Source organism: Clostridium gallinarum, assembly GCF_014836325.1.
Classification (GTDB): Bacteria; Bacillota; Clostridia; order Clostridiales; family Clostridiaceae; genus Clostridium; species Clostridium gallinarum.
Genome location: NZ_JACSQZ010000020.1, coordinates 19,344 through 42,858, shown reverse-complemented (window position 1 = coordinate 42,858; position 23,515 = coordinate 19,344). Strand labels below are relative to the sequence as shown.

The following is a 23,515-nucleotide window of genomic DNA, read 5'->3' as shown; positions in this document are numbered from 1 at the left end:
TAAAAATTTTCAATTAATATAATAAATTTAAATAAAGGGACTTTTATATAGTCCCCTTATTTAATATTTTAATTATTTATCTCTTCTACATTTATTACAACTATTTTGACAAGTTACTATTGCATTTAATGATGAGTTATTAAATGCTGCTCCTGCTGTAGCCCCAACAACACCAGAAATTGTTGCAACAACTGTATAAGTGCAACACTCATCAAAACAACTATCGTTATCACAAATAGTAAATGATGGGTAAACTGGTCCTGGTAATGCTAATGCTGTTGATACTAGTCCAACTACAGGCCATGAAGGTCCAACTGGAGTTGGAGTTAATTGATTTTTACATTGCTTGTATACTTGTAGACTTATTCCTCCAGTTACTATAGAAACTGTTGAAGTAAATGCTCCTGAGAAAGATATTCTAACAACAGGATCACATAAACAAGAAGTATCTAAATTAAGTGAAGCAATTGTTATATTAGTAGTACCTGTAGTTACAACTGGTAGCTGTACAGTACTAGGACATCCACATTTTAAAATAGTTGGACATTTCTCTTCTTCTCTCTTTTTTTCTTTTCCACATGGATCATAATATCCTCTTGACATTGAATTCATAAATAGAATCCTCCCTTTTATAATTAAGTTTTATAGTGTTTTAAATTAGTATTAATAGTTTTTTAATATTCTTATAAATAATATTCTTATTTTTGCTTTTGTTCATATTTTAATTAACTATCTTTCGACTTCATCATATTCTTGGAATAATGGCTCTAAGTTCTGATCTGGATAGAACTTAGGAACTGGAGCTCTTTCAAATCTTTCACATGGATCTTCTTCTGGCTCTTCTTCACAAGCTTCTTTTGGTACTGGACAGTAATCATATGCTGGAACTAAAAGTTGAACTAAAAGTTGACATTTAACTACTATAAAGTATCCTAAAGTAATATCTAAAACTTGATCTCCTGCTTCATCTTCAAGTATTTGTCCATCTAATGCTTCTGCTACCATTTCAAGTTTTATTATATTATCTTCTACACAATTACACTCTTCATCACTAGTTGATGTTATTTGAGCTATAGAATCTGGGCAATAAAACCTTCCTATAATATCTGTCCTATAAATTTCATAAAATTCACTTTGAGTTGCTCCATTTTCATCGATATAATCTGAATAAAAACTTATTACATAATTAAGAATTATCTTTTTAAAGTTGGGATCTAATTTTAATGGAATTTTATCAACTGATAATAATTTAACCTTAAAGTCCCTACTAGAAAGATATCTTTTAGGATTAACTAGAGGATTACTCCTTAGCTCTTCATCAGTAGTTACAGTATCTGGTCCTTCGGCATATACCAAACACCTCTTTATTAGGCATTGATCAAATACCTTAGGAACTTCGATACAAACTAACTCTGATGGGTCAGGTAAACGTCCTTGCTGGTTTACTAATCCAGGGCGTGGCACGAATTTCTTAAAGTTAATGGCCATATATTCTCCTTTCACAAAAACTATAATACTTCAAATTAATTTATTAATTATAGTACATATTATGTCGGAATATAAAAGTTGTGATATTAAATAATAGTAATTTGCATTTTTATATTTTATTTTTTATTAAGTATTAATATTTATAATAAATATAAAAACCCTATAATGTAGACTTTTTTATTATCTACACTATAGGGTACATTCTATTAATTAATACAGTTTTTATTATTTATTTAACGCTTCTAATAATTCATCTAAATTTAATCCATGAACATTTGCAGCATCTTCAACGCTTTCTGCTTGAGATGAAGGGCATCCTATACAACCCATTCCAAAGCTCATTAATATTTCTGCAGCATTTTCCTTTATTCTTACTACTTCACCTATTGTCATATCCTTAGTAATCATTACTATCACCTATCCTTATATTTATTTTAAAATTACTATTTAATTTTAAATGCATTAAATTTTATATGCAATATTTTTCCTTTAATTCTGATAAAATTAATAAATTTTCATTTTTTATATTAATGAAATTATCTTCAAAATTAACACATTCTGAGTTAATTAAATTTATGGTTTCTTCTTTTAAGCTTCTTTGTGCAAATTTATAAATTACATTATCCTCTTTATGAATATGTCTTTCTAAAAGATTTGTATATGAAATTGCATTTGCTATTATATCTAATTTAGCCTCTTCATTTCCATTTCTAAAAGAATTTAAAGCTTCTTCTAAACTTGAAATATATAACCTTCCAAGATCATGTTCTACTAACATTCCATACTTAACTACTTTTTCTGCTGTTTCACCTATTTCATCTACCATCCTATTAAACAGCATTATTTCTTCTTTTTTATGATGATGAGAATCAGCATAATTTTTTATAAAGTAAATTATTTTATTAAATTCTTCATAGTTAATCTCATTACCTTCTAATACAGAAAAACATACTTTTCTTACTATCTTTAGCATAACCTTTATATTTTTATGCTCTTCCATCATTAATTCAATTGCATTCATATAATTACCTATGCTCTTTCTATTGAAAATTTATTATTTCCTAGGAAATTATATTTATAATTGCTATTAACTTCTTTTACAAAGCTTTCAACCCATAAATTTCTTAATTCATAAAATAACTCTACGTCTCCGCCGACCTTATCCCAAATATCTTTATGAACGCAAAGCATTCTTTTCCATAAAACTTTATTTTCTTCTTTTTCAATAACTTCATTTACTCTATCACATGGCATTCCATCTAAGATATAGTCATTCATAGCATTAAATATATCAATTGCATTATTTAAGTCCTTACCTTCTTCTAATGCTTCCTTACCAGCTTTTATACCTTGCTTTTTGTATAACTCTTCTAACTTTTCTTTACTTCCTTCTTTTTCAGTAAGTTTAACTGTCCAAGTTGCAAGTCTATACTCTGCTCTATGAATTTTATCTTGTAACCAACCATGTATATTAGAAGTATCTATCATTTCTTCTAAAGGAAGCTTAGGTAATCTTTCACCATAGCTACTATTAATTTCTCTTGATAAATTATCTACATCTAATCCTTTTTCTTTAGCTAGTTTTATTATTTCTTCTTCAAGATCTTCAAACCAAACTATTTTGTTAAATAACCAATAATGTATTTTTCCTAAAAATAAACTCATATTATTCCTCCAACAATTTAATTTTATGTACATAGTTTAACATAAGTTATATTGCTATTCAGTAACTTATGTTACATATTATAATTTCTCTATTAATTCTAAATTTAATTTTTCAGCAAATTCTTCTCCAATATATCTATTTCTTAAATCTTCTGGAAGATGTGCATCTACCCCTAAAATTCTTTTTACATTATACTCTTTAGATAAACTCCAAAATTCTTCTATTGGATAGAAATTTCTTTCTCCTAAGTTATATTTAACTTTCCCTCTTTTAAATCCATTTATGTTAACTTCTACTGGTATATTTAGCCTTTCAGCAGCTTCTAATATTCTTTTAGATACTTTTATTGCATGTTCATCCCAATCTCTATATCTAACCCCAAATAAATCTGGATGTGCTAAGCAATCAAAATATCCACTTTCCATTGACTTTATAACATAATCTACATATATTTCTAAAAGCTTTGGATTTAATTTAATTGCACCTACATATTCCCATTCACCTTTGTAAGGGAAAAAATGAACTCCAAGTATTAAATAATCTACTTTATGTTTCTCTTTAAACTCATCATATAACCAATGATAATCTTCAAAATATTCACATTCTATAGCTTTTTTTATAGATATTTTATCACCATACTTTTCTTTTGCATCATCTATTTCCTTAAAATATACTTCTAAATCTTCATAGGACATTCTATTTCCATTATCTATATTTTTACCTGGGTGAGGTAAATGATCAGATATACCTATTTCATCATATCCTTCTTTAATTGCTTCTTCTATGTATTCCTCTATAGTTCCAACTGCGTGGTTGCATCTATAATTATGGGTATGGTAATTAGTTTTCATATTTTCACCTATCCTTTGTTTAAAATTATTTAAATATTTTATATTTATAATAACATATAAATTAAAAAATCTTCAAATTAACTATGTAAATAAAGTCCACCTCAATACTTGTCCCTCTATGCCCATCTTACTATCATTTAATATATAAGCACTTCTTTATTTATTTTATAATTCATAATAAACATTTCTTATTAGAAAAATTTTTCTTAACTACCTATATTTATTATACTATAATTAGAATAAATACTAAAAATTTATGAAGATAGGAATGAAAATTATGAAATTTATCGATTTAAGAAGTGATACAGTAACTGAACAACCTCTATTTATGAAAGAAGCTATGTTTAATGCTGAAGTTGGAGATGATGTTTATGGTGATGATCCTACAGTTATTAAATTAGAAGCTTTAGCTGCAAAAATTGTTGGAAAAGAAGCTGCTTTATTTGTACCAAGTGGTGCTTTTGGTAATCAACTTGCTTTATTTACTCATTGTAATAGAGGTAGTGAAGTTATAATTGCTGACTCTAATCATATTATTGCACATGAAGTTGGAGCAAGCTCTGTTATAGCTGGTGTACAATTAAGAGCTATTGATTCAATTAATGGTGTTTTAAAAGCTAAAGATATAGAAAAAAGAATTAGATTTGAAAATGAGGATATTCATTTTCCTTCTACCTCTTTAATATGTGTTGAAAATGCTCATTCAAGCGGTAATGTTTTAAACCTTGATGAAATGAAGGAAATTTATGATACTGCAAAAAAATATAATCTACCAGTTCATCTAGATGGTGCAAGAGTATTTAATGCTGCTACATATTTGAATGTTGATGTTAAAGATATTAGTAACTATTGTGATTCAATTATGTTTTGTCTATCTAAAGGCTTATGTGCCCCTGTCGGCTCTATTTTAGCTGGGAATAAGGATTTTATAGCTAAAGCAAGAAAGAAAAGAAAATTAATGGGTGGTGGACTTAGACAAGCTGGTTTCCTAGCTGCTGCTGGTATAGTTGCATTAGAAGAAATGAGTAAAAGACTAAATGAGGATCATGATAATGCTAAGTTACTTGCTGAAGAATTAAATAAACTTCCTGAAATAGATGTAGATTTAAACAACTTAAAAATAAACATGGTATTTTTTAAATTTAATGATAATTCCATAAATACTAAAGCATTAGTTAATTATTTCTTAGAAAATAACATTAAAATAAATGATGTAGAAAATGGACTTATGAGATTTGTTACTCATTATTGGATATCAAAAGACGATGTATTTAAGGTAGTTAATACTTTAAAAGAATTTTTATCTAAAAGATAAATCAAAATAGTCTGTGTAATTCTTTAATTATATCTTAAAGTTTACACAGACTATTTTTTTATATATTATCTCTTAGTTTTTAAATTAATCATGTCTCCATATATTGGTGTTGCTAATCCAAAACCACCTGATACATCTATAATTTGACCTGTTGTATATGCTGCTTCATCACTAGCAAGATATACTACTGTTGCTGCAATCTCTTCTGGTTCTCCCATTCTTTTAATTGGTATATGTTTTAAGAAAAACTCTTTAAATTCTTCAGTTAAACCGTCTTTAACTGCATCAGTAGCAGTCATACCTGGTAATACTGCATTACAACGTATATTATCTCTAGCACATTGAACAGCTATAAGCTTTGTTAAATAATTTATTGAAGCTTTACTTGTAGTATAAGCAATTTGTGAAATATCTGGAACTATCCCTCCAATTGAAGATATATTAATTATAGATCCTCCACCATTTTTACTCATATATTCTATTGCTTTTTGTGAAGATATAAATACACTAGCTAAATTTGTATCAATAGTATTTATATATTCTTCATAAGTTGTATTTTTAATATCTAAATCTAATTTAGGATTAGATGTACCAAAGTTGTTAACAAGTACATCTATTTTACCTTCATTTTTAACTGCTTCTTCGATCATAGAAACATAAGTATCTTTCTTATATGCATCATTATATACTGTTTTTACTCTATAACCTTTATCATTTAGTTCTTTAGCTACTTCCCCTGCTTTTTCTAAGTTACGAGCTGCCATATAAACTATAGCACCTTCTTTAGCACAAGCTTTAACTATAGCTAAACCAATTCCTCTAGTTGAAGCTGTTACTAATACAACTTTATCTTTTAATCTCATAAGAGCACTCTCCCTTCTTCCCTAAAATTAATTAAGGAAAAAACTCCTTTAGGAGTTTTTTAAATAAATTTTAATAGTCTGATTTTTAATCTATTAATATTTCTATATATTATTTTTATTATATCCCCTTTTATTATCATAGTAAACACCTATTTTATATATAATAATGTATATATTTATACAAATTATCTACAAATTATACATTTAATTCGTTTCCTATCTAAAAACTATTCTATTCTTAATTTTTGAAAATATACTTACGAGATTTATTACTCATTAATCCATTCTTAATGATATAATAAACCTACTTCCTTTATTAACTTCACTTTCTACATCAATTTTACCATTTGAGAGCTCCACAATTCTCTTAACAATAGCTAGGCCTAATCCATACCCCTTACTCCCTCTTGAATTATCCTCCTGATAAAACTTATCAAATATATACTCTTTAACTTCATCAGTCATACCAATTCCTTCATCTTCTATATAAACCTTGATTAAATCAATACTTTTTTCTATGTTAATTTTAATTTGTGTATTTTCATTTGAAAATTTAATAGCATTTTCAATAATATTTGTCCATACTTGTATAAAAAGCTCTTCGTCACCATAATAATATGTTTTCGGTAAATTTAGATTAAAATCAATATTCTTTTCAATCCATTTATTTTGTAATAATAATATTGACTTTCTTATATTTTCATCTAAAGAAAATTTACTCTGATTTTCTAAAACATCCTGATTTTCAAGTTTAGATATTCTTAGAATATTACTTGATAAATTTTCAAGTCTTTTTGATTCATCAATTATAATATTTATATACTCTTCTCTATCCTTATCTTTTAAATTATTATTCTTAAGTATTTTAGCAAAACCTTGAATAGAAGCAATAGGAGTTTTTAGTTCATGAGAAATATTATTTACAAAATCCTTTTGTATATAAGCTGTATTTTTTAACTTTTTTGTCATTTCATTAAAGTGAAAAATTAATTGAGCTATTTCATCTTTTTCTTTTGTTTGTAAATATATATCAAAATTTCCTTCTGCTACTTCATTCATAGCCTTAGTTATTTTTTTTATTTCCTTAACAACTATTGTTGAAATAAAACATAAAGAAGTTACACAAATTATAAAGCTAATTGATAGAATTAAAAATTTTATTCCATGAAATTCTTTTAAAAGTAAAATTAAATTTTTACCATTCTTAGAAATCATTTTATTTATTATTGGTGAAACCACAAAAAAAGTAATTATATTACTCAAAAGTATAGTTGTAAAAAAGTATATTATTATCTTACCTTGAAGCGTATTTCTAAAGTAATTATATATTTTTCTCATATCATTTTCTCCGCTTTATATCCTAATCCTCTAACTGTAATAATTTTAAACTCCTCAAGATCTCCTAATTTTTCTCTTATTCTTTTAATATGTACATCTACTGTTCTCTCATCACTTTCTATATCTACACCCCATATTTCTTCTATTAATTGATGTCTAGTAAATATTTGTTTAGGATAGCTTAACAATTTAAACAATAAATAAAACTCTTTCTTAGTCAGTTCAATAATCTTTTTTTCTTTAGTAATTGTTAATGTATTATAATCTAGCACTACGTTTCCAATAACAAGTTTATGATCATTTGATATTTTGGCTCTTCTTAATAAAGCATTTATTCTAAGTAACATTTCATCTAAATCTATTGGCTTTACAATATAATCATCTGCACCTATTAAAAATCCCTTTTTCTTATCTTCAAAGCTTTCTTTTGCCGTAACCATAATTATAGGTAAATCATAATTAAATCTTCTCAACTCTTTTACTAAATCATAACCATTAACTTTGGGCATCATTATATCACATAATACTAAATCTATATGATATTCAAAAAAAATTTCTACTGCTTTTTCTCCATCTTCCGCTAAAAATACCTCAAAGCCATTTTCCTTTAAAAATACTTCCATTAATCTTCTTAAATTTTTCTCATCCTCTACAATTAATATATTAATCATTTATCCACCTCTAATATAAAAAATTGTTACTAAAGTTCTTATTCATTTAAAATATTAAATTTATGTATAGATTATAATTTCCTAAAGAGTAAAATAAGAATATCATATTGTTGTAAGGTGTAAATATTACAAGTTACAACAATATGATATCACCATTTACATATATAAATTTCTAAAGCATTGATATTGTTTCATTCATTTTTAATTCTAATAGTATATTTATATACTTTAAATACTAAACAAAACAATAATAAAATATCTTACTCAGTTCTTAATGCTTCTACAGGATCCTTTTTAGATGCCATCTTAGCTGGTATAGATCCACCAATCATAGTTAAACATACACTTATAATTACTAATATTATAGCATGAACAGGATTTAGTACTGCTACTCCTTTTAAATCAGTAATCTTGTATAATATACTATTCGTAGGGAAGGTTAATAGGTATGCAATTAATATTCCTAAAATACCAGAACAACTACCAACTATAAATGTTTCTGCATTAAACACCCTAGTAATATCTTTCTTTCTGGCTCCTAATGCCCTTAGAACTCCTATTTCTTTAGTTCTTTCTAATACAGATATATATGTTATTATACCTACCATAATTAATGAAACTATTAATGATATAGCTGCAAAAGCTATTAATACCATAGTTATTGCATCCATAATTCCCCCTGATAAACTTACAAATGTACTTGCCATATCATTGTATATTACTACATCATCTTTTTCTTTTCCAGCATTCCAATTATCTAAATAATCAGTTACAGCTTCTTTAGTAGTAAAGTCTTTAGGATATAAAGTTATCATATATGGAGTTGAAGTTGCCCCTATAGAAGCAAGTACATTTTCTTTAGTATTTGAATTTGCTGAATTCATTCTATCACTTTCTTTATCAAAGCTTTCGCCAGTAAATACATTATAAACTGCTGATTCTTGAGCTTTTACAACTTCTGAACTTTTTGCATCCTCAATAAAATATTGACTTAATTCATCTGAATAAGCTATACCTGCTGATAATACCGGAATAGTAACATCCTTCTTTACTCTTAAAATTCCTGTAATTTTTAAAGGAATAGCTCTTTCATTATTATATATTTCACTCATATCTGTTGGATTTCCTGCTAAAGTAAAGTAATTTCCCACCTTAGTATAATAATCATTATTTAAAATTGCTCTAATTTCATAACCAATTATATCATTAAAATTAATTTCATCTTTATTACTATCTATTCCTAATGCATCTAATACTGCTGTATCTATCTTATTATACTCATCAACTACTAATACTAAATCATTCATAGTTTCAGGATAATCTCCTGCAAGTAATTCATATGAAGTTTCTAGATATCCTTCAGAGCTATTATCTAAATTTATTGGATAAGAAGATAAATTTAAATCCGAAGCATTAATTGGTGTTGCAACACTTCCATCACTTTTCAATAAATTCATATTTACTAATCTAGTAAATGAAATTCCAGAAAGTAATGAACCATCTATGTCTTCAATATATTTTACATATTCATCAGTCAACTTATTAGTATGCATAAATGTATTTTCTTGACTATTGTATGGATATATTACATTAGTATCTGGATACTTACTTTCATCTTCAGTATCTTCTCCTAATACCTCTTTTCTCATTTCTTTACTTTGTTCCATCATTTGATTTATATCAACTTCAGCTGCCTTTTGTGTTATCATTATCGGGAATCCTGATAGTGTATCTGACTCAAATATATCAATTTGCTTATCAAATCCATTTGATAGAGATAAAATCAATGCTATTCCAATAATTCCAATACTAGATGCAAAAGCAGTTAATAAAGTTCTCCATTTTTTTGTTCTAATATTCATCCCTGATAGCTTTAACGCAGTTACAAAGCTCATGCTTGTTTTCTTAAGACTATAGGCTGAATTACTTTTTTCTTCTTCTAAAGGATTTGAATCTGAAATAATATTTCCATCTCTAAACTCTACTATTCTATCAGCATAATCTCTAGCAAGTTCTGGATTATGAGTTACCATTATTACTAATTTATCTTTTGCTATATCTTTTATAAGCTCCATGATTTGAATACTCGTTTTAGTATCTAAGGCACCTGTAGGTTCATCTGCTAAAATTATATCAGGATCATTAGCAAGTGCTCTTGCTATAGCAACTCTCTGCATTTGTCCTCCTGATAATTGGTTAGGTCTCTTATGCACATGATCTTTAAGTCCAACTCTCTCTAAAGCTTCTAATGCTTTTTTATGCTTTTCTGTTGATGAAATACCACTTAAAGTCATTCCCATCTCAACATTATCTAATATACTTAAATGACCTATTAAATTATAGCTTTGAAATATAAATCCTATACTGTTATTTCTGTATGCATCCCACTCTGAATCCTTAAATTCCTTTGTAGATTTTCCATTGATAATTAAATCTCCACTATCATATTTATCTAATCCACCTATTACATTAAGACAAGTAGTCTTACCTGACCCACTTGGCCCTAATATTGCAACAAATTCACTTTCTCTAAAATTTAAACTTACCCCATCTAAAGCAACTTGTTTAAAATCACCTGTTATATATGACTTTTTAATATTTTTTAGCGATAGCATGCTTCTCCTCCTACAATTTTTTCTGCAATAATTTTTATTTAATTTTTAATACATTTACTATAATATTTTAGTATTATGAACTAAATATGAAATTATTAAATATATTTATAATTATAACCATTATTTTAACCACTAATATGTAAAAAAAGAGTAATTCATTAAAAATTACGAATTACTCTTTTATATATATTTTTTTATATTAGGTATTATCTATTATAACTTCCTTCCCAAACAATTTCTCTATACTTGTCTGGATCAGTATCTCCTTCAGTACTAAATAAAAGTACTTTTGAATTTTCGTCTAAGCCAATAGATTCTTTTAAATCTTTGTATTCTGGATTTGTCATTAACTCATATACAAGACCTAAAGTAACAGCACCTGATTCTCCAGATATTACTTTATCATCTCCAGTTATTGGGTTTCCAAGAACTCTCATTCCATTTGCAGCAACATAGTTTGGTGCTGAAACGAATACCTTTGAATAATTCTTTAATACTTCAAAACCAGTTATATTAACTTCTCCACATGCAAGTCCAGCCATTATTGTTGGCATATCACCACCAACAGCTCTTGGTTTTCCATCATTAGCTATAGCTGATTCATAATAGCATGCAGCTTCTTGAGCTTCTACTACAACAGTTGTTGGACAATCTTCTCCAAATACTGATGCAAAGAACCCTTGAATTCCACCAGCTAATGATCCAACACCAGCTTGTAAGAAAATATGAGTTGGTCTATTTACTTTATAATCATTTCTTAATTGTTCTAAAGCTTCTAATCCCATAGTTCCATATCCTTGCATTATCCATGCAGGTATTTCTTCATAGCCTTCCCACGCTGTATCTTGAACTACTACTCCATTATGCTCATCTGCATACTTAGCAGCTAATCTTACTGCATCATCATAGTTCATATCAGTAATAGATGCATCAGCACCTTCTTTTCTAATATTTTCAAGTCTAGTTAAAGAAGAACCCTTTGGCATATAAACTACTGATTTTTGTTTTAATCTATTTGCAGTCCAAGCAACTCCTCTACCATGATTTCCATCAGTTGCTGTAACGAAAGTAATATCTCCAAGCTTTTCTCTAATTTCATCTGAAATTAATTTTTCATATGGTAAATCATTAATATCCATATCTAATCTTTGTGCTAAATATTTAGCCATTGCAAAGGAACCACCAAGTACCTTAAATGCATTTAATCCGAATCTATATGATTCATCCTTTAAATAAATTCCACTAACACCTAATCTTTTACTTAAATTATCTAAATTAACTAATGGTGTTACACTATATTCTGGAAAACTCTTATGAAAATTTCTTACCTTATTAATTTCTTCATTACTTAAGAAATCTAAGCTAACTTCGCTTTTAGGCATTGTATTTTCTTTCCACAAAATCTTTTCTGACATTTTATTTCCCCCCAAAACTATTTACTTATTCTTGTACCAGTTTTACCTAGTATTCCATCTTTAGCCTTTTCTAATAATGTTATTAAGGCTTGTCTTCCTTCTTTTGATTGAGCAAAGTCTATACCAGCTTCAACTTTTGGCTTCATTGATCCTGGTGCAAAATGACCTTCTTCAACATAAGTTTTCATTTCTTCTACAGAAACATTATCTAACCATTTTTCATTTTCTTTACCATAGTTTATAGCAGCCTTTTCTACAGCTGTTAATATTATTAAGAAGTCTGCATCTAATTCTTTTGCTAATGTAGCACTTGCAAAATCTTTATCAATAACAGCACTTGCTCCTCTTAAATGGTTTCCTTCTTTAAGAACAGGAATACCACCACCACCGCAAGCAATTACAACACTTCCTGAATCCACTAAACTTTTAATAGTCTCAATTTCTACAATACTTTGTGGTTTTGGTGAAGCAACAACTCTTCTATAACCTCTTCCAGCATCTTCAATAACATTGATACCATGTTCGATTAATTTATCTGCTTCTTCCTTTGTCATAAAACTTCCGATTGGCTTTGTTGGATTTTCAAATGCTTTATCATTTTTATCTACTTCTACTTGAGTAATAATTGTAGCAACAGATTTATTTATATTTCTATTTACTAATTCTTCTCTTAATGCATTTTGAAGATCATATCCTACATAACCTTGGCTCATTGCAACACAAACAGACATTGGTATTGTTGAATATTTACTATCTGTTTTTGTTAAAGCATCCATTGCAAGATTAATCATTCCAACTTGTGGTCCATTTCCATGAGATATAACAACTTCGTGTCCCTCTTCTATTAAATCAACAATAGCTTTTGCAGTTGATTTAACAGCTGTCATTTGCTCCTCTAAATTATTTCCTAAAGCATTTCCACCTAATGCTATTACAATTTTCTTTTTCATAATTCTCTCCCTCAACTTTTTTCAGAATATATGATTAGTTTGAATATTTAGGGCTTTTATCCTCTTATTTCTTGGATAAAAGCCCTTTTATTATTTAGTGTTAAAATTATTTAACTTGACGATCTTTTTTAGCTTCTTCTAACTTAGCTAAAACTTCTTGTGGGTTCTTAACCTTGCTTAAGAATATCATAGCTGCAATTACATATGGTTTGTAGCTAGCTTCTTTATAAAGAGGCTTTCTATATCTGTCAAATACTGAAGCATCAACTTCTCCAGTTTCACAACTAACACCTGTTATATCAGCTGGTAAGCAGTGTAGGTATAATGCTTCTCCATTTTTAGTTGTCTTCATTAATTCTTCAGTACATTGCCAATCTTTATGTTCAGCATTTTGTGCTAATAATTCTTTTTCTAATTCTTTAATTCCATCGAAATCGCCATTTCCATATAATTCAGTTCTCTTTTCCATAGCAACAAATGGAGCCCAGCTCTTTGGATATACGATATCAGCATCTTTAAATGCTTCTTCCATAGAGTTAGTCTTAGTGAATTTTCCACCTGAAAGTTCAGCATTCTTCTTAGCTACTTCTTCAACTTCTGGCATTACTTCATATCCTTCTGGATGAGCTAAAACAACGTCCATACCGAATCTTGTTAATAATCCAATTATTCCTTGAGGAACTGATAATGGTTTACCATATGATGGAGAATAAGCCCAAGTCATAGCTACTTTCTTACCTTTTAAGTTTTCAATTCCACCAAATTCATTGATTAAGTGTAAAGCATCTGCCATTGCTTGAGTTGGGTGATCAATATCACATTGTAAATCTACTAATGTAGGAATTTGTTCTAATGTTCCTTCTTCATATCCTTCTCTTACAGCCTTAGATACTTCTCTCATGTAAGTATTTCCTTTTCCAATATACATATCATCTCTGATACCTATAACGTCAGCCATAAATGATACCATGTTAGCAGTTTCTCTAACTGTTTCTCCATGAGCTACTTGAGATTTTCCTTCATCTAAATCTTGAACTTCTAATCCTAAAAGGTTACAAGCTGATGCAAAGCTAAATCTTGTTCTTGTTGAGTTATCTCTGAATAAAGAAATTCCAAGTCCACTATCAAATATTTTTGTTGAGATATTGTTCTTTCTTAAATCTCTTAAAGCTTCTGCAACTGTAAATACAGCTTTTAATTCATCATCACTTTTCTTCCAAGTTTCCATGAAATCATCGTTATACATTTTTGAAAAATCTAGTTGGTTAAGTTCGTTGATATGTTTGTCCATTAAAGTCATTTTAATATTCCTACCCTTCATTTATCTATATTATTTTTATTAATTCACTTTATTTTTATATGTTATTTAAACAAATTTCTATTTTGTCTTTTTACAGTAAATTGTTGGTAATGCAGCATATACAGCAGCACATTTAACTAAATCTTCTTTCCAAGTCTTTTCATTTGGAGCATGAGCTTGTGCTTCTGCACCTGGTCCAAATCCAATTACAGGTATTCCATTACGTCCCATTATTGAAACTCCATTTGTTGAGAATGTCCATTTATCAGTAAGAGGACGAGCCTTTCTCATTTCATCAGTTTGAACTGATCCACTTCTTGTTGTTCCATAAAGTCCTTCATAAGCTTCTTCCATTGCTTTTGTTACAACATGATCTTCAGGAATTACCCAAGTTGGGAAGTAGCATTCAATTGGATAAACTAATCCAGTATAGCTTGGTCTATCATAGTTATACATACTTACTGTTGCATTGTATTTCTTAACAGCTGGAAGTTGTCTAATTTCTTCTAAACAACTTTCCCAAGTTTCCCCTGCAGTCATACGACGGTCTAATGAAATTGAACATGAATCTGCAACTGCACAACGGCTTGGTGAAGTATAGAATATTTCAGAAGTTGTAACAGTACCTCTTCCTAAGAAGTTAGCTTCCTTCCATTCTGGGTTATGTTTTTCATCTAACATTTTTACTAAGCCTTTGATTTCTTTATCATCAGCAGCATCATTTTCATTAAGATCACGAATGTTAGTTAATATTTCAGCCATCTTATAGATTGCATTATCTCCTCTTTCTGGAGCTGAACCATGGCAAGAAACTCCTTGAACATCAACACGTATTTCCATACGTCCTCTTTGTCCTCTATAGATACCACCATCTGTTGGTTCTGTAGAAACTACAAATTCAGGCTTAACTCCATCTTCTTTAATTATATATTCCCAACAAAGTCCATCGCAGTCTTCTTCTTGAACTGAACCAACAACTAATGCTGTATATTCTTCATTTAAAAGACCTAAATCCTTCATTATTTTAGCTCCATAAACCCCTGAAACTATTCCACCTAATTGGTCTGAAGTTCCTCTTCCTCCAATTTCAGTTTCAGTTTCATATCCTTCATATGGATCAAATTCCCAGTTAGCTCTGTTTCCTATACCAACTGTATCAATATGAGCATCAAATCCTATTAAAGTCTTACCTGTTCCCATATATCCAAGAACATTACCTTGTGGGTCTATTTCAACTTTATCAAAACCTACAGCTTTCATTTCTTCTGCTATACGTTCTACAACACCTTTTTCTTCACAACTTTCACCAGGAATAGCAACTAAATCTCTTAAAAATTTAGTCATTTGTTTCTCATAATTTTCTGCACTTGCTTTAATTTGCTTAAAATCCATGTTTTGTTCCCCCTTTAGTTTTATATAAAATATTATTTTTTAATCTTTTCGATTCACTAATATTAATAAGCAACTTCCGTGCCAACTTTTTTTGATTGTTTTCTACCTTTTTCATTGAATTTTAATGTTATATATATCTTTTAAAAGGCAAAAAAATAAAGAATTATCATATTGATAACTCTTTATCACTTTGGTTATTTATAGTATTTTCTTAGCTTTAAAGCTATTTTATATGCTTTTTATCATTTTGATAAGACCGTTTTCATATTTTAATCTATTTTCTTTAATGCTACTGAATTTAAAATACCCCATGGCTTATTAAAATGTGGTTGGAAAAAGAAATCTAGTCTTTCATTAAATATAATTAGCTAAACATAAATATAATATTCTAGTATCTAAATATTTTGTAATATAAACTTTAACATTTTAGTTCCAACTGATATTATTTCATCTATATCAAACTCTGAAAAATCATGACTTGCTCCTTCTAAAGTAATAATATTTACCTTATTTTTCTTTTCAAGTAATTTGTTATAAAGAATTTCTGCGTTACTATATGGAACTAAAGAATCCTTTTTACTATGAACTATTAAAGTATTTGGTTCATTACTATCTACATAATTAATAGCACTATATTTGTTGAAAATTTCCTCTTTATTATTTCCTAAAGAATCTATCACTTGTTGTAAATCCCAAGTAACATTATTCATATCTAAAGTGTTTAAATCTGTTGGTCCGAAGAAATCAACTAAAAATTTTATATTAGAGGGATAATTTTTAAGATCTTCATCATCAATAAATTCATCTTCTTTACTATATGTAGCAATTAATGATAAATGTGCACCTGAAGATGCACCTATTACACCAATTTTATCGGTATTAAAATTATACTCTTCTTTATTTTTATATATCCATCTAATAGTATCTTTAATATCCGATATCTGCTTATTAAAGTTTTCTTCTCCTCTCATTAATTCATAACTTGTACTTATTATTACAAATCCTTCTTCTCTAAATGCATCAAGAAGTGGAGATATGACATTTGGAATTTCTTTAGTGCCATAAACCCAACTTCCTCCATGTACATATAAAAGAACTGGAGAACCATTTTTTAAAGTTTTCTTTGCTTCATATATATCTAATGTTAAAGGAACTCCATGTGTATTTTTATATTGAACTTCCTTATAATCCTTATCGCTCTCTAATTCTATTGCCACAATATTTTTTGTATCTATATTATTTTCATTTATAAACTCTGAATATTTTCTTAATATATTTACAGTCAAATTTATCTTATCTTTAATTGAAAAAAGATACACTCCACCTGTAAATATTAATATTAATAATATAATTCCTACTATTTTCAAAAACTTCTTCATAATCCTCTCCTTGCATAAAGTATTATTTATTAATATATTTTACATTATTTTATATTATATTTGTCAATAATCTAAATATAAGTAAATAGAATATACTAATTACCTAAAAAGGATGTGATTCAATGCAAAAAAAATTCTTTTTATTATTTTTTTCATTTATACTTTCTTTTATCCTAATTGGATGTAATAAAAGTAATGATATTTCTAATTTACCTAATAAAGAAAATGAAAGTTTTGAAAATGAAAATAATAAAAAAGAAACTCCAATTACTAATGAAGAAAAAAATAATATATCCAATAATAGTGAAAGTTTAACAAAAAAAAATGTTAGATTATTTTACTTTGATACGATAAATTATGAATTATACTATGTAGATAAGGAAGTTGATGTTACTGATAAAGCAATAATTAAATCATTAACAACTGAACTTCAAAATTATTCTCCAAACAAAAATTTCTTAAATCTTACTAAAGATGTTGAAATAACATCAGCATCATTAGATGAATCTACAGGTCTTTTAAAAATTGTTTTTTCATCATCCTATATTGATAAAATGCTTCTAGGATCAGCTACTGAAAGCGGCCTTTTAAGCTCTTTACTTTCAACTTATGGTTATAATTTAAATATAAAAAAAGTAGCTATATACTTTAAAGACGAATTATATTCATCTCTTCGTGGCGATTTACCAGAAGGTTATTTTAATGTTGATTACACTAGTGCTATTCCCTACTCTGAAGAAACTTATTCTACTGATATTAAAACATCTTCAAATATAACAAATATCAATTGTAGAATCTATTATTATAATGCTAGTGATGATATGTACTATTACAAAGATAAATCAATTGAAGTTATTGATAGTGCTTTAGTGACAGCTTTAACAAATGAAATTAAAAATATTCCAAATGATAACCTTTTAAAATTCGGAGATAACTTAGCTGTAAAATCTGCTAAGCTAAATAACGATACACTAACTGTAGATTTATCTGAATCTTATTATAATTTATTAAAAAACTTTGGATCAGGTACTGAGGCTGCAGCTTTAAAAACTTTAGCATTAACTTACAGTTATAATTATAATGTTAACAAAGTTATAATTTTAGTTGATGGAAAACCTTATGAAGGTAGTCATATTATTTTTAATGCTAATGAATCTATAAATATAAATGTGATTAATATTAAAGAATACCAGTAAAAAAGTGTTAAAGTATCATATCCAGGTTCCGTCGCAAGCTCCAAGTCACCTTGCTATGATATTTTAACACTTCCAAACTGAAGGAAGGAAATTATAAGAACTCTAATTCTTACACTACGAATTTTACTATTCTGATAAAATTATCTACAATTTGTACATAGATATAATTTCCTAAGTAATAAAATAAGAGATAAACATTATATTCCTTGCTCCGTCGCATGCGCTCCAAGTCAACCTCATACAATGTTTATCTCTTTGCTAACTGAAGGAAGGAAATTATGAATACTATGTTATTTATATATATTTTTAATAATAAATTGCTCCTTACTTCTATAAATATCATTTGAATTAATAAGATTAATTTCTTTACTATTAATTCGTGTATCAAATATTCTAATACTTTGCTCTCTAATTAATATATCTAAATATTGTTTTACCATAAGAGCATTTCTTAAAGTTAATTTTTCATTATTATAAAGTTCCGTTACAGTGTCTGATAATTGTTTCTTTGAAGTTTTATCTAAAATATATCCTTTCTTTTCTAGAATTCCTAAAGCCATATGTATTAAATCTTCCTTACTATAATCATTAAAGTTTAGCATGGAGGAAAATCTATAATTTAATTCAGGATTTATATACATTAACTTTCTAATATCTTCTTCTCGTCCTGATAATGTTACTACAGTATTATTGCTATGCTTATCCATAAATTTAATTAAATCTTTAAGTATTTTCTTAGAATAAGGCTTTAAGAAAGCTTCAGCTCCATCTATATAAATTACTTTTCCTATTTGTTTATTTAAAACTTCTTCAAAAGATGTATTATTATTTATACACTCTAAAGCCTCATCTTTATTTATCTCTACAATATTCTTAGCTTTTACTATGCCCATACTATATAATATTTCTGAAAATATATTTAATACAGTCTTTTTACCAGTTCCTACCTCACCTGTAAATACTATATTCATATATCTATTTATGTCAGTAGATAATCCTAATTTTTTTCTCTTTTCCTTAACCCTAATTAATTTATATTGATTTCTTAAAAACTCTTTAGCTTCCTCATTACCAACTAAATTATTTAAACGCTTTTCTAGATCAAATTCATTATCATTTTGCGAAGTATTAAGATTTTCTATATCCTTTGCAGTAATTAAATTTATTTCATATACACTAGTATCTTCTTCTACTATTCTTATACTTTGAACTCTTATTAAGTTTTCAACATAATTTCTTACCATTCTACCATTACCAGATTGTGCATCTGAATTCTCATAAATATCCACAAAACTTTTCTTAAGAGCATTATATCCATTTTTAGATAGCTTAAATCCTTTAGCTTCAATTAACCTAATTGCCATTTCCAATAATTCATTTGGATTATAGTCTTCAAAGTTAGTCCATAATGGAAATCTTGATCTTAGACCTATATTAACATCGAAAAAATTCTCCATTTCTTCTTCGTATCCAGCTAATATAACTATTACTTCTCTTGAGTAGTCTTCAACTAACTTTAATAAGGTCTCTATTGCCTCTCTTCCTAAACTATCTGTGGCCAATGTATAAGCTTCGTCTATAAATAAAACTCCTCCAATAGCTTCTTTAAATTTCTCTTCTGTCTTTTTAGCAGTTTCTCCTGGTATATTCGATACAAAACTTGATCTATCACTTTCAATTAGTTGTCCAACCTTTAAAAAGCCCATACTATTTAACATTTCTGCTACTAACCTTGCAATACTAGTTTTACCAGTACCAGGATTACCTGCAAAAACCATATTTAAATTTTGCTCAATCTCTGTATTTACTCCAACTGACTTTCTTTTTTCTTGAGCTACTAATAACTTATATTGACTTCTTAATAATTTTTTAACTTCTTCAAGTCCTATAATATTTTTTAATTTTTCTTCTAAATCAAATTTTGCATTTGCTTTAAAGTTAAAATCTTCTCTTTCTAAAAGATCTATTTCACTTTTATTATTATTTAAATATTTTCTTGAAGAATATATAATTGCATTTTCAATTATATTTCTTACAAACCTTGCGTTACCTAGTTCATTCTTGCTAGTAAGCTGATTCCTAGTAAATAAATCAATTAATTCTTTTTTAACATTATTCGCAACTCTATACCCCTTAGACTTTGCTATTTGAATAGCTATTTCATACATTTCATTAGGAGTATAATCTTCAAAATGTATTACATTAGGAAATCTTGACTTAAGTCCTTGGTTTAAACTTAAGAATTTATCCATATCTTTTTCATAACCAGCTAAAATTACTGTTAAGTTATTTCTATTATCTTCAATCCCTTTTAGTAATGCATCTACTATTTCCTTACCAATCTTATCATCTTCACTTTCACATAAAGAATAAGCTTCATCTATAAATAGAACACCTCCTAATGCTGAATTAATAATGTCATTTGTTCTTTTAGCAGTATCATTAGCATTTTCAGTTATAAAATCAGCTTTACTTACCTCTACTAAAACTCCTTTTGAAAGCAGTCCAAGAGCATTTAAATATTCGTATGTAATTCTTGCTGCATTAGTTTTTCCTGTCCCTGCATTACCAGCAAATATCATATTTAATGATATATATGATGTTTTAAGTCCAAGCTTTTCCCTAATTTTTTGAACCTTATTATTATTTTCTATGTTCACTAAGAATTCCTTTAGTTCATTTACACCTATAATAGACTCAAGTTTATATTTTACTTCCTCTAAAGTAGGTATTGAGTAATTATTTAAGTTGTATATTTCATTATTAATTTGGCATCTTAAATTATTATTTTCAACGTAAATTAGTATCTTTTCACCTTGTATTAATCCTTCTTTAACTATTAAACTTCTTATTGGATTACTAAATATATAATTTATATATTCTGTAATATTAAAGCTTCCTCTTCTTCTAAATGATTCTTGTAAATATTCATATACACTATAATTGTCTTTTTCTACAGTTCCTTCCTTATAGCCCAATAATAATTGTATTCCAAAGTCTTTTTTTACTTTTTCTATTTCATCATCTAAATCATCCTTAATAATAATGTTCTTTTCTTTATCTGTAAGTTCCTTAGTATGTAAAATCTTCTCTACATTTTTTAAAGCTTCTTCTAAGAATTCATCTAATTCATTTCTATCTTCATAATTGAAAATAAAAACAAAAAATTTATTATGACACACCATTTCATTTATTACATTTTTTTCTTCTTTTTCTGCTTCTATTAAAAATTTATTTTTTACTGAATAATTATTTTTGAGCCTAATACAGGAATTAGGATAAATTTTAGATAACAATTCTATTATTTCTTTTGATGCCTTTTCTGTATTTTTAAACATTATTGCTTCAGATGTATTATTAAGTTTTTCATATAAATCAGTTAAAAAAGCATTATATCCCATATTAAAATTATAAGCTGATAAATCAATTTCATCTAAATTTCTATTATTTATTATCTTTTCTTCATATAATTCTTCAAATAGAGTTCTAATACTTACCTTTTTGAAAGTATTTTTTTGTCCTGATACAATTATTATTCCCTTTTCTTTTTTCTCAACTTTATCAACAAAATATTCTGTAATGTATTTAAAATACTCTTCTTGCCCTATAAATTCTTTATTCAATTTCTTTTCAATTTTTAATTTCACTTCTTTATTTTCCATACTATTCTCCTTTTTCCTATTCATTTACGTTTATTTAATATTATTATCTTCTTAATTTTACTAAGTTAATCATAAATCAAAATGCTGTACTTAAATAATCAAGTACAGCATTGTAAGTTATATTAATTTATCATTTTTTAATAAGTCTAATAATGTTGGTTTAAAATTAAATTCTCTAATTAATGTATCTACTTCATTTAAAGCCTTTTCTTTCTTATCTTTTGAAATATTAGCTTTTGATGCTCTAATTAAAATATTTTTAGGTGAATGAGCTATATCAATAAATTCTAAAAGCTGAGTTTTATATCCTGAAGCTTCAAGAAGATTTCCTCTTACTGAATCTGTCATTAAAGCAGATATTCTTTCTTGAATTATACCGTATTTAGAAATAATGGATAATGATTCAGGTTTCATTTGAGTATTAAATTCATGTTGACAACATGGTACTGAAAAAATCATTTTCGCCTTCCACTTTATTGCATTATATAAGGCATAATCTGTTGCTGTATCACAAGCATGCAAAGTTATTACCATATCAACCTTATTTTCATACTTATAACCATTTATATCCCCTAATTCAAAATGTAAATTATCATATTTATATCTCTTTGCAATTTCGTTACACTTTTTAATAACATCGGCCTTAAGATCTAAGCCAATCATTTTAACTTTAATATTCTTAATTTCTACAAAGTAATAATATAAAACAAAGGTTAAATATGATTTTCCACATCCAAAATCTAATATAGTTAGCTCTTCATAATTATTTTTCTTTATTTCATCATCTATTATTTCAATAAATCTATTTATTTGTTTATACTTATCATACTTAGAATTTATAACCTTACCTTCTTTAGTAAATACACCTAAGTCTATTAAAGGTTCTATTATCATGCCTTCCTTTAAGATATAATTCTTCTCTTTATTATGACTTTTATTAAATAAATTTTCGTTATTTGATTTCTTCTTTCCAAGAAAAACCTTACCTTTTTTAGATATCTTTAAGTCAAAGGTAGTATTACTAGACCATGCAGATAATTGTTTATATTTATTATTTACTAAATTATTTAAAGTTTTTTCTAATTCATTAACTTCAATATTTTCATGAAATACTTGTTTATCAGTAAATTTTTCTACTTGATAATACTTCTTATCCTTATTATTTATCTTTAAGACTACATTAATTTTATTATATTCCACATCTTTATTTAACTTATTGCTAATAACTATTTTTATAACTTCTTCCGCTACAATTTCTTTAATTGCCTTTATTAACTCTTCCATTAAAAACACACCTTTCTAACTATCAAATATGATACACAAGAAAGTAAATTATATCAAGTTAATAAAATAAAATAATATATCATCTTATTTAATTCAATTTATCGAAAACTTGAATATGTCCACTTTAAAA

General features: G+C 27.2%; 19 protein-coding genes. 2 read left to right on the top strand and 17 right to left on the bottom strand.

Features of this window, described 5'->3' with window-relative positions:
• Positions 1–72: 72 nt before the first annotated feature.
• The 6 genes from H9660_RS07430 to H9660_RS07405 form a co-directional block, all read right to left on the bottom strand.
• Positions 73–612, bottom strand: coding sequence for a DUF4489 domain-containing protein (locus H9660_RS07430; RefSeq protein WP_191749740.1), 540 nt, complete (start codon positions 610–612; stop codon positions 73–75).
• Between the two features lie 117 nt (positions 613–729).
• Positions 730–1,488, bottom strand: coding sequence for a hypothetical protein (locus H9660_RS07425; protein ID WP_191749739.1), 759 nt, complete (start codon positions 1,486–1,488; stop codon positions 730–732).
• Positions 1,489–1,713: 225 nt separating this feature from the next.
• Positions 1,714–1,896, bottom strand: a complete 183-nt coding sequence (locus H9660_RS07420; RefSeq protein WP_191749738.1) for a DUF1858 domain-containing protein — start codon at positions 1,894–1,896, stop codon at positions 1,714–1,716.
• A 61-nt stretch (positions 1,897–1,957) separates the two neighbouring features.
• On the bottom strand, positions 1,958–2,509 hold the full coding sequence (locus tag H9660_RS07415) for a hemerythrin domain-containing protein (protein WP_191749737.1): 552 nt from the start codon (positions 2,507–2,509) through the stop codon (positions 1,958–1,960).
• A gap of 8 nt (positions 2,510–2,517) precedes the next feature.
• Positions 2,518–3,153, bottom strand: a complete 636-nt coding sequence (locus H9660_RS07410; protein WP_191749736.1) for a hypothetical protein — start codon at positions 3,151–3,153, stop codon at positions 2,518–2,520.
• 78 nt (positions 3,154–3,231) lie between these two features.
• On the bottom strand, positions 3,232–4,005 hold the full coding sequence (locus H9660_RS07405) for a histidinol-phosphatase (protein ID WP_191749735.1): 774 nt from the start codon (positions 4,003–4,005) through the stop codon (positions 3,232–3,234).
• A 277-nt stretch (positions 4,006–4,282) separates the two neighbouring features.
• Between H9660_RS07405 and ltaE the strand changes: the two genes are divergently transcribed.
• On the top strand, positions 4,283–5,320 hold the full coding sequence (gene ltaE / locus H9660_RS07400; protein WP_191749734.1) for a low-specificity L-threonine aldolase: 1,038 nt from the start codon (positions 4,283–4,285) through the stop codon (positions 5,318–5,320).
• A gap of 65 nt (positions 5,321–5,385) precedes the next feature.
• Here ltaE and hdhA read toward each other — a convergent pair whose 3' ends face one another.
• From hdhA to H9660_RS07355, 9 genes are all read right to left on the bottom strand, one after another.
• Positions 5,386–6,183: a 7alpha-hydroxysteroid dehydrogenase gene (hdhA, locus tag H9660_RS07395; RefSeq protein ID WP_191749733.1), complete on the bottom strand. Its 798-nt coding sequence runs from the start codon at positions 6,181–6,183 to the stop codon at positions 5,386–5,388.
• A gap of 276 nt (positions 6,184–6,459) precedes the next feature.
• Complete coding sequence (locus tag H9660_RS07390) at positions 6,460–7,521, bottom strand: HAMP domain-containing sensor histidine kinase (protein WP_191749732.1); 1,062 nt, start codon at positions 7,519–7,521, stop codon at positions 6,460–6,462.
• Positions 7,518–8,192 (bottom strand): response regulator transcription factor, encoded by a 675-nt coding sequence (locus H9660_RS07385; protein WP_191749731.1) that lies wholly within the window; start codon positions 8,190–8,192, stop codon positions 7,518–7,520. Before H9660_RS07385 ends, H9660_RS07390 begins: the two co-directional genes overlap by 4 nt.
• Positions 8,193–8,452: 260 nt before the next feature.
• Positions 8,453–10,807, bottom strand: coding sequence for an ABC transporter ATP-binding protein/permease (locus H9660_RS07380; protein ID WP_191749730.1), 2,355 nt, complete (start codon positions 10,805–10,807; stop codon positions 8,453–8,455).
• A 206-nt stretch (positions 10,808–11,013) separates the two neighbouring features.
• Positions 11,014–12,222, bottom strand: a complete 1,209-nt coding sequence (gene dpaL, locus H9660_RS07375; RefSeq protein ID WP_191749729.1) for a diaminopropionate ammonia-lyase — start codon at positions 12,220–12,222, stop codon at positions 11,014–11,016.
• A gap of 17 nt (positions 12,223–12,239) precedes the next feature.
• Positions 12,240–13,172, bottom strand: a complete 933-nt coding sequence (gene arcC / locus H9660_RS07370) for a carbamate kinase (protein WP_191749728.1) — start codon at positions 13,170–13,172, stop codon at positions 12,240–12,242.
• 106 nt (positions 13,173–13,278) lie between these two features.
• A complete protein-coding gene (gene ygeW, locus H9660_RS07365; RefSeq protein ID WP_191749748.1) occupies positions 13,279–14,472 on the bottom strand; it encodes a knotted carbamoyltransferase YgeW in 1,194 nt (397 codons plus the stop codon).
• Positions 14,473–14,550: 78 nt separating this feature from the next.
• Positions 14,551–15,864, bottom strand: a complete 1,314-nt coding sequence (locus tag H9660_RS07360; protein ID WP_191749727.1) for a YgeY family selenium metabolism-linked hydrolase — start codon at positions 15,862–15,864, stop codon at positions 14,551–14,553.
• Between the two features lie 395 nt (positions 15,865–16,259).
• Positions 16,260–17,243, bottom strand: coding sequence for an alpha/beta hydrolase (locus tag H9660_RS07355; RefSeq protein WP_191749726.1), 984 nt, complete (start codon positions 17,241–17,243; stop codon positions 16,260–16,262).
• A 122-nt stretch (positions 17,244–17,365) separates the two neighbouring features.
• Between H9660_RS07355 and H9660_RS07350 the strand changes: the two genes are divergently transcribed.
• Positions 17,366–18,439, top strand: coding sequence for a GerMN domain-containing protein (locus tag H9660_RS07350; RefSeq protein ID WP_191749725.1), 1,074 nt, complete (start codon positions 17,366–17,368; stop codon positions 18,437–18,439).
• A gap of 290 nt (positions 18,440–18,729) precedes the next feature.
• Here the strand turns inward: H9660_RS07350 and H9660_RS07345 are convergent, their stop codons facing one another.
• Entirely contained in the window at positions 18,730–22,101 is a 3,372-nt protein-coding gene (locus H9660_RS07345) for an AAA family ATPase (protein ID WP_191749724.1), read from the bottom strand.
• A 117-nt stretch (positions 22,102–22,218) separates the two neighbouring features.
• A complete protein-coding gene (locus tag H9660_RS07340) occupies positions 22,219–23,385 on the bottom strand; it encodes a class I SAM-dependent methyltransferase (protein WP_191749723.1) in 1,167 nt (388 codons plus the stop codon).
• Positions 23,386–23,515 lie beyond the last annotated feature (130 nt).

Coding starts and splice junctions, on each gene's coding strand:
- H9660_RS07420 (WP_191749738.1), bottom strand. CDS start 1,896: ATGATTACTAAGGATATGACAATAGGTGAAGTAGTAAGAATAAAGGAA.
- H9660_RS07340 (WP_191749723.1), bottom strand. CDS start 23,385: ATGGAAGAGTTAATAAAGGCAATTAAAGAAATTGTAGCGGAAGAAGTT.
- H9660_RS07430 (WP_191749740.1), bottom strand. CDS start 612: ATGAATTCAATGTCAAGAGGATATTATGATCCATGTGGAAAAGAAAAA.
- H9660_RS07390 (WP_191749732.1), bottom strand. CDS start 7,521: ATGAGAAAAATATATAATTACTTTAGAAATACGCTTCAAGGTAAGATA.
- H9660_RS07380 (WP_191749730.1), bottom strand. CDS start 10,807: ATGCTATCGCTAAAAAATATTAAAAAGTCATATATAACAGGTGATTTT.
- H9660_RS07345 (WP_191749724.1), bottom strand. CDS start 22,101: ATGGAAAATAAAGAAGTGAAATTAAAAATTGAAAAGAAATTGAATAAA.
- ltaE (WP_191749734.1), top strand. CDS start 4,283: ATGAAATTTATCGATTTAAGAAGTGATACAGTAACTGAACAACCTCTA.
- H9660_RS07385 (WP_191749731.1), bottom strand. CDS start 8,192: ATGATTAATATATTAATTGTAGAGGATGAGAAAAATTTAAGAAGATTA.
- H9660_RS07350 (WP_191749725.1), top strand. CDS start 17,366: ATGCAAAAAAAATTCTTTTTATTATTTTTTTCATTTATACTTTCTTTT.
- H9660_RS07405 (WP_191749735.1), bottom strand. CDS start 4,005: ATGAAAACTAATTACCATACCCATAATTATAGATGCAACCACGCAGTT.
- H9660_RS07415 (WP_191749737.1), bottom strand. CDS start 2,509: ATGAATGCAATTGAATTAATGATGGAAGAGCATAAAAATATAAAGGTT.
- dpaL (WP_191749729.1), bottom strand. CDS start 12,222: ATGTCAGAAAAGATTTTGTGGAAAGAAAATACAATGCCTAAAAGCGAA.
- H9660_RS07360 (WP_191749727.1), bottom strand. CDS start 15,864: ATGGATTTTAAGCAAATTAAAGCAAGTGCAGAAAATTATGAGAAACAA.
- ygeW (WP_191749748.1), bottom strand. CDS start 14,472: ATGACTTTAATGGACAAACATATCAACGAACTTAACCAACTAGATTTT.
- H9660_RS07410 (WP_191749736.1), bottom strand. CDS start 3,153: ATGAGTTTATTTTTAGGAAAAATACATTATTGGTTATTTAACAAAATA.
- H9660_RS07425 (WP_191749739.1), bottom strand. CDS start 1,488: ATGGCCATTAACTTTAAGAAATTCGTGCCACGCCCTGGATTAGTAAAC.
- hdhA (WP_191749733.1), bottom strand. CDS start 6,183: ATGAGATTAAAAGATAAAGTTGTATTAGTAACAGCTTCAACTAGAGGA.
- H9660_RS07355 (WP_191749726.1), bottom strand. CDS start 17,243: ATGAAGAAGTTTTTGAAAATAGTAGGAATTATATTATTAATATTAATA.
- arcC (WP_191749728.1), bottom strand. CDS start 13,172: ATGAAAAAGAAAATTGTAATAGCATTAGGTGGAAATGCTTTAGGAAAT.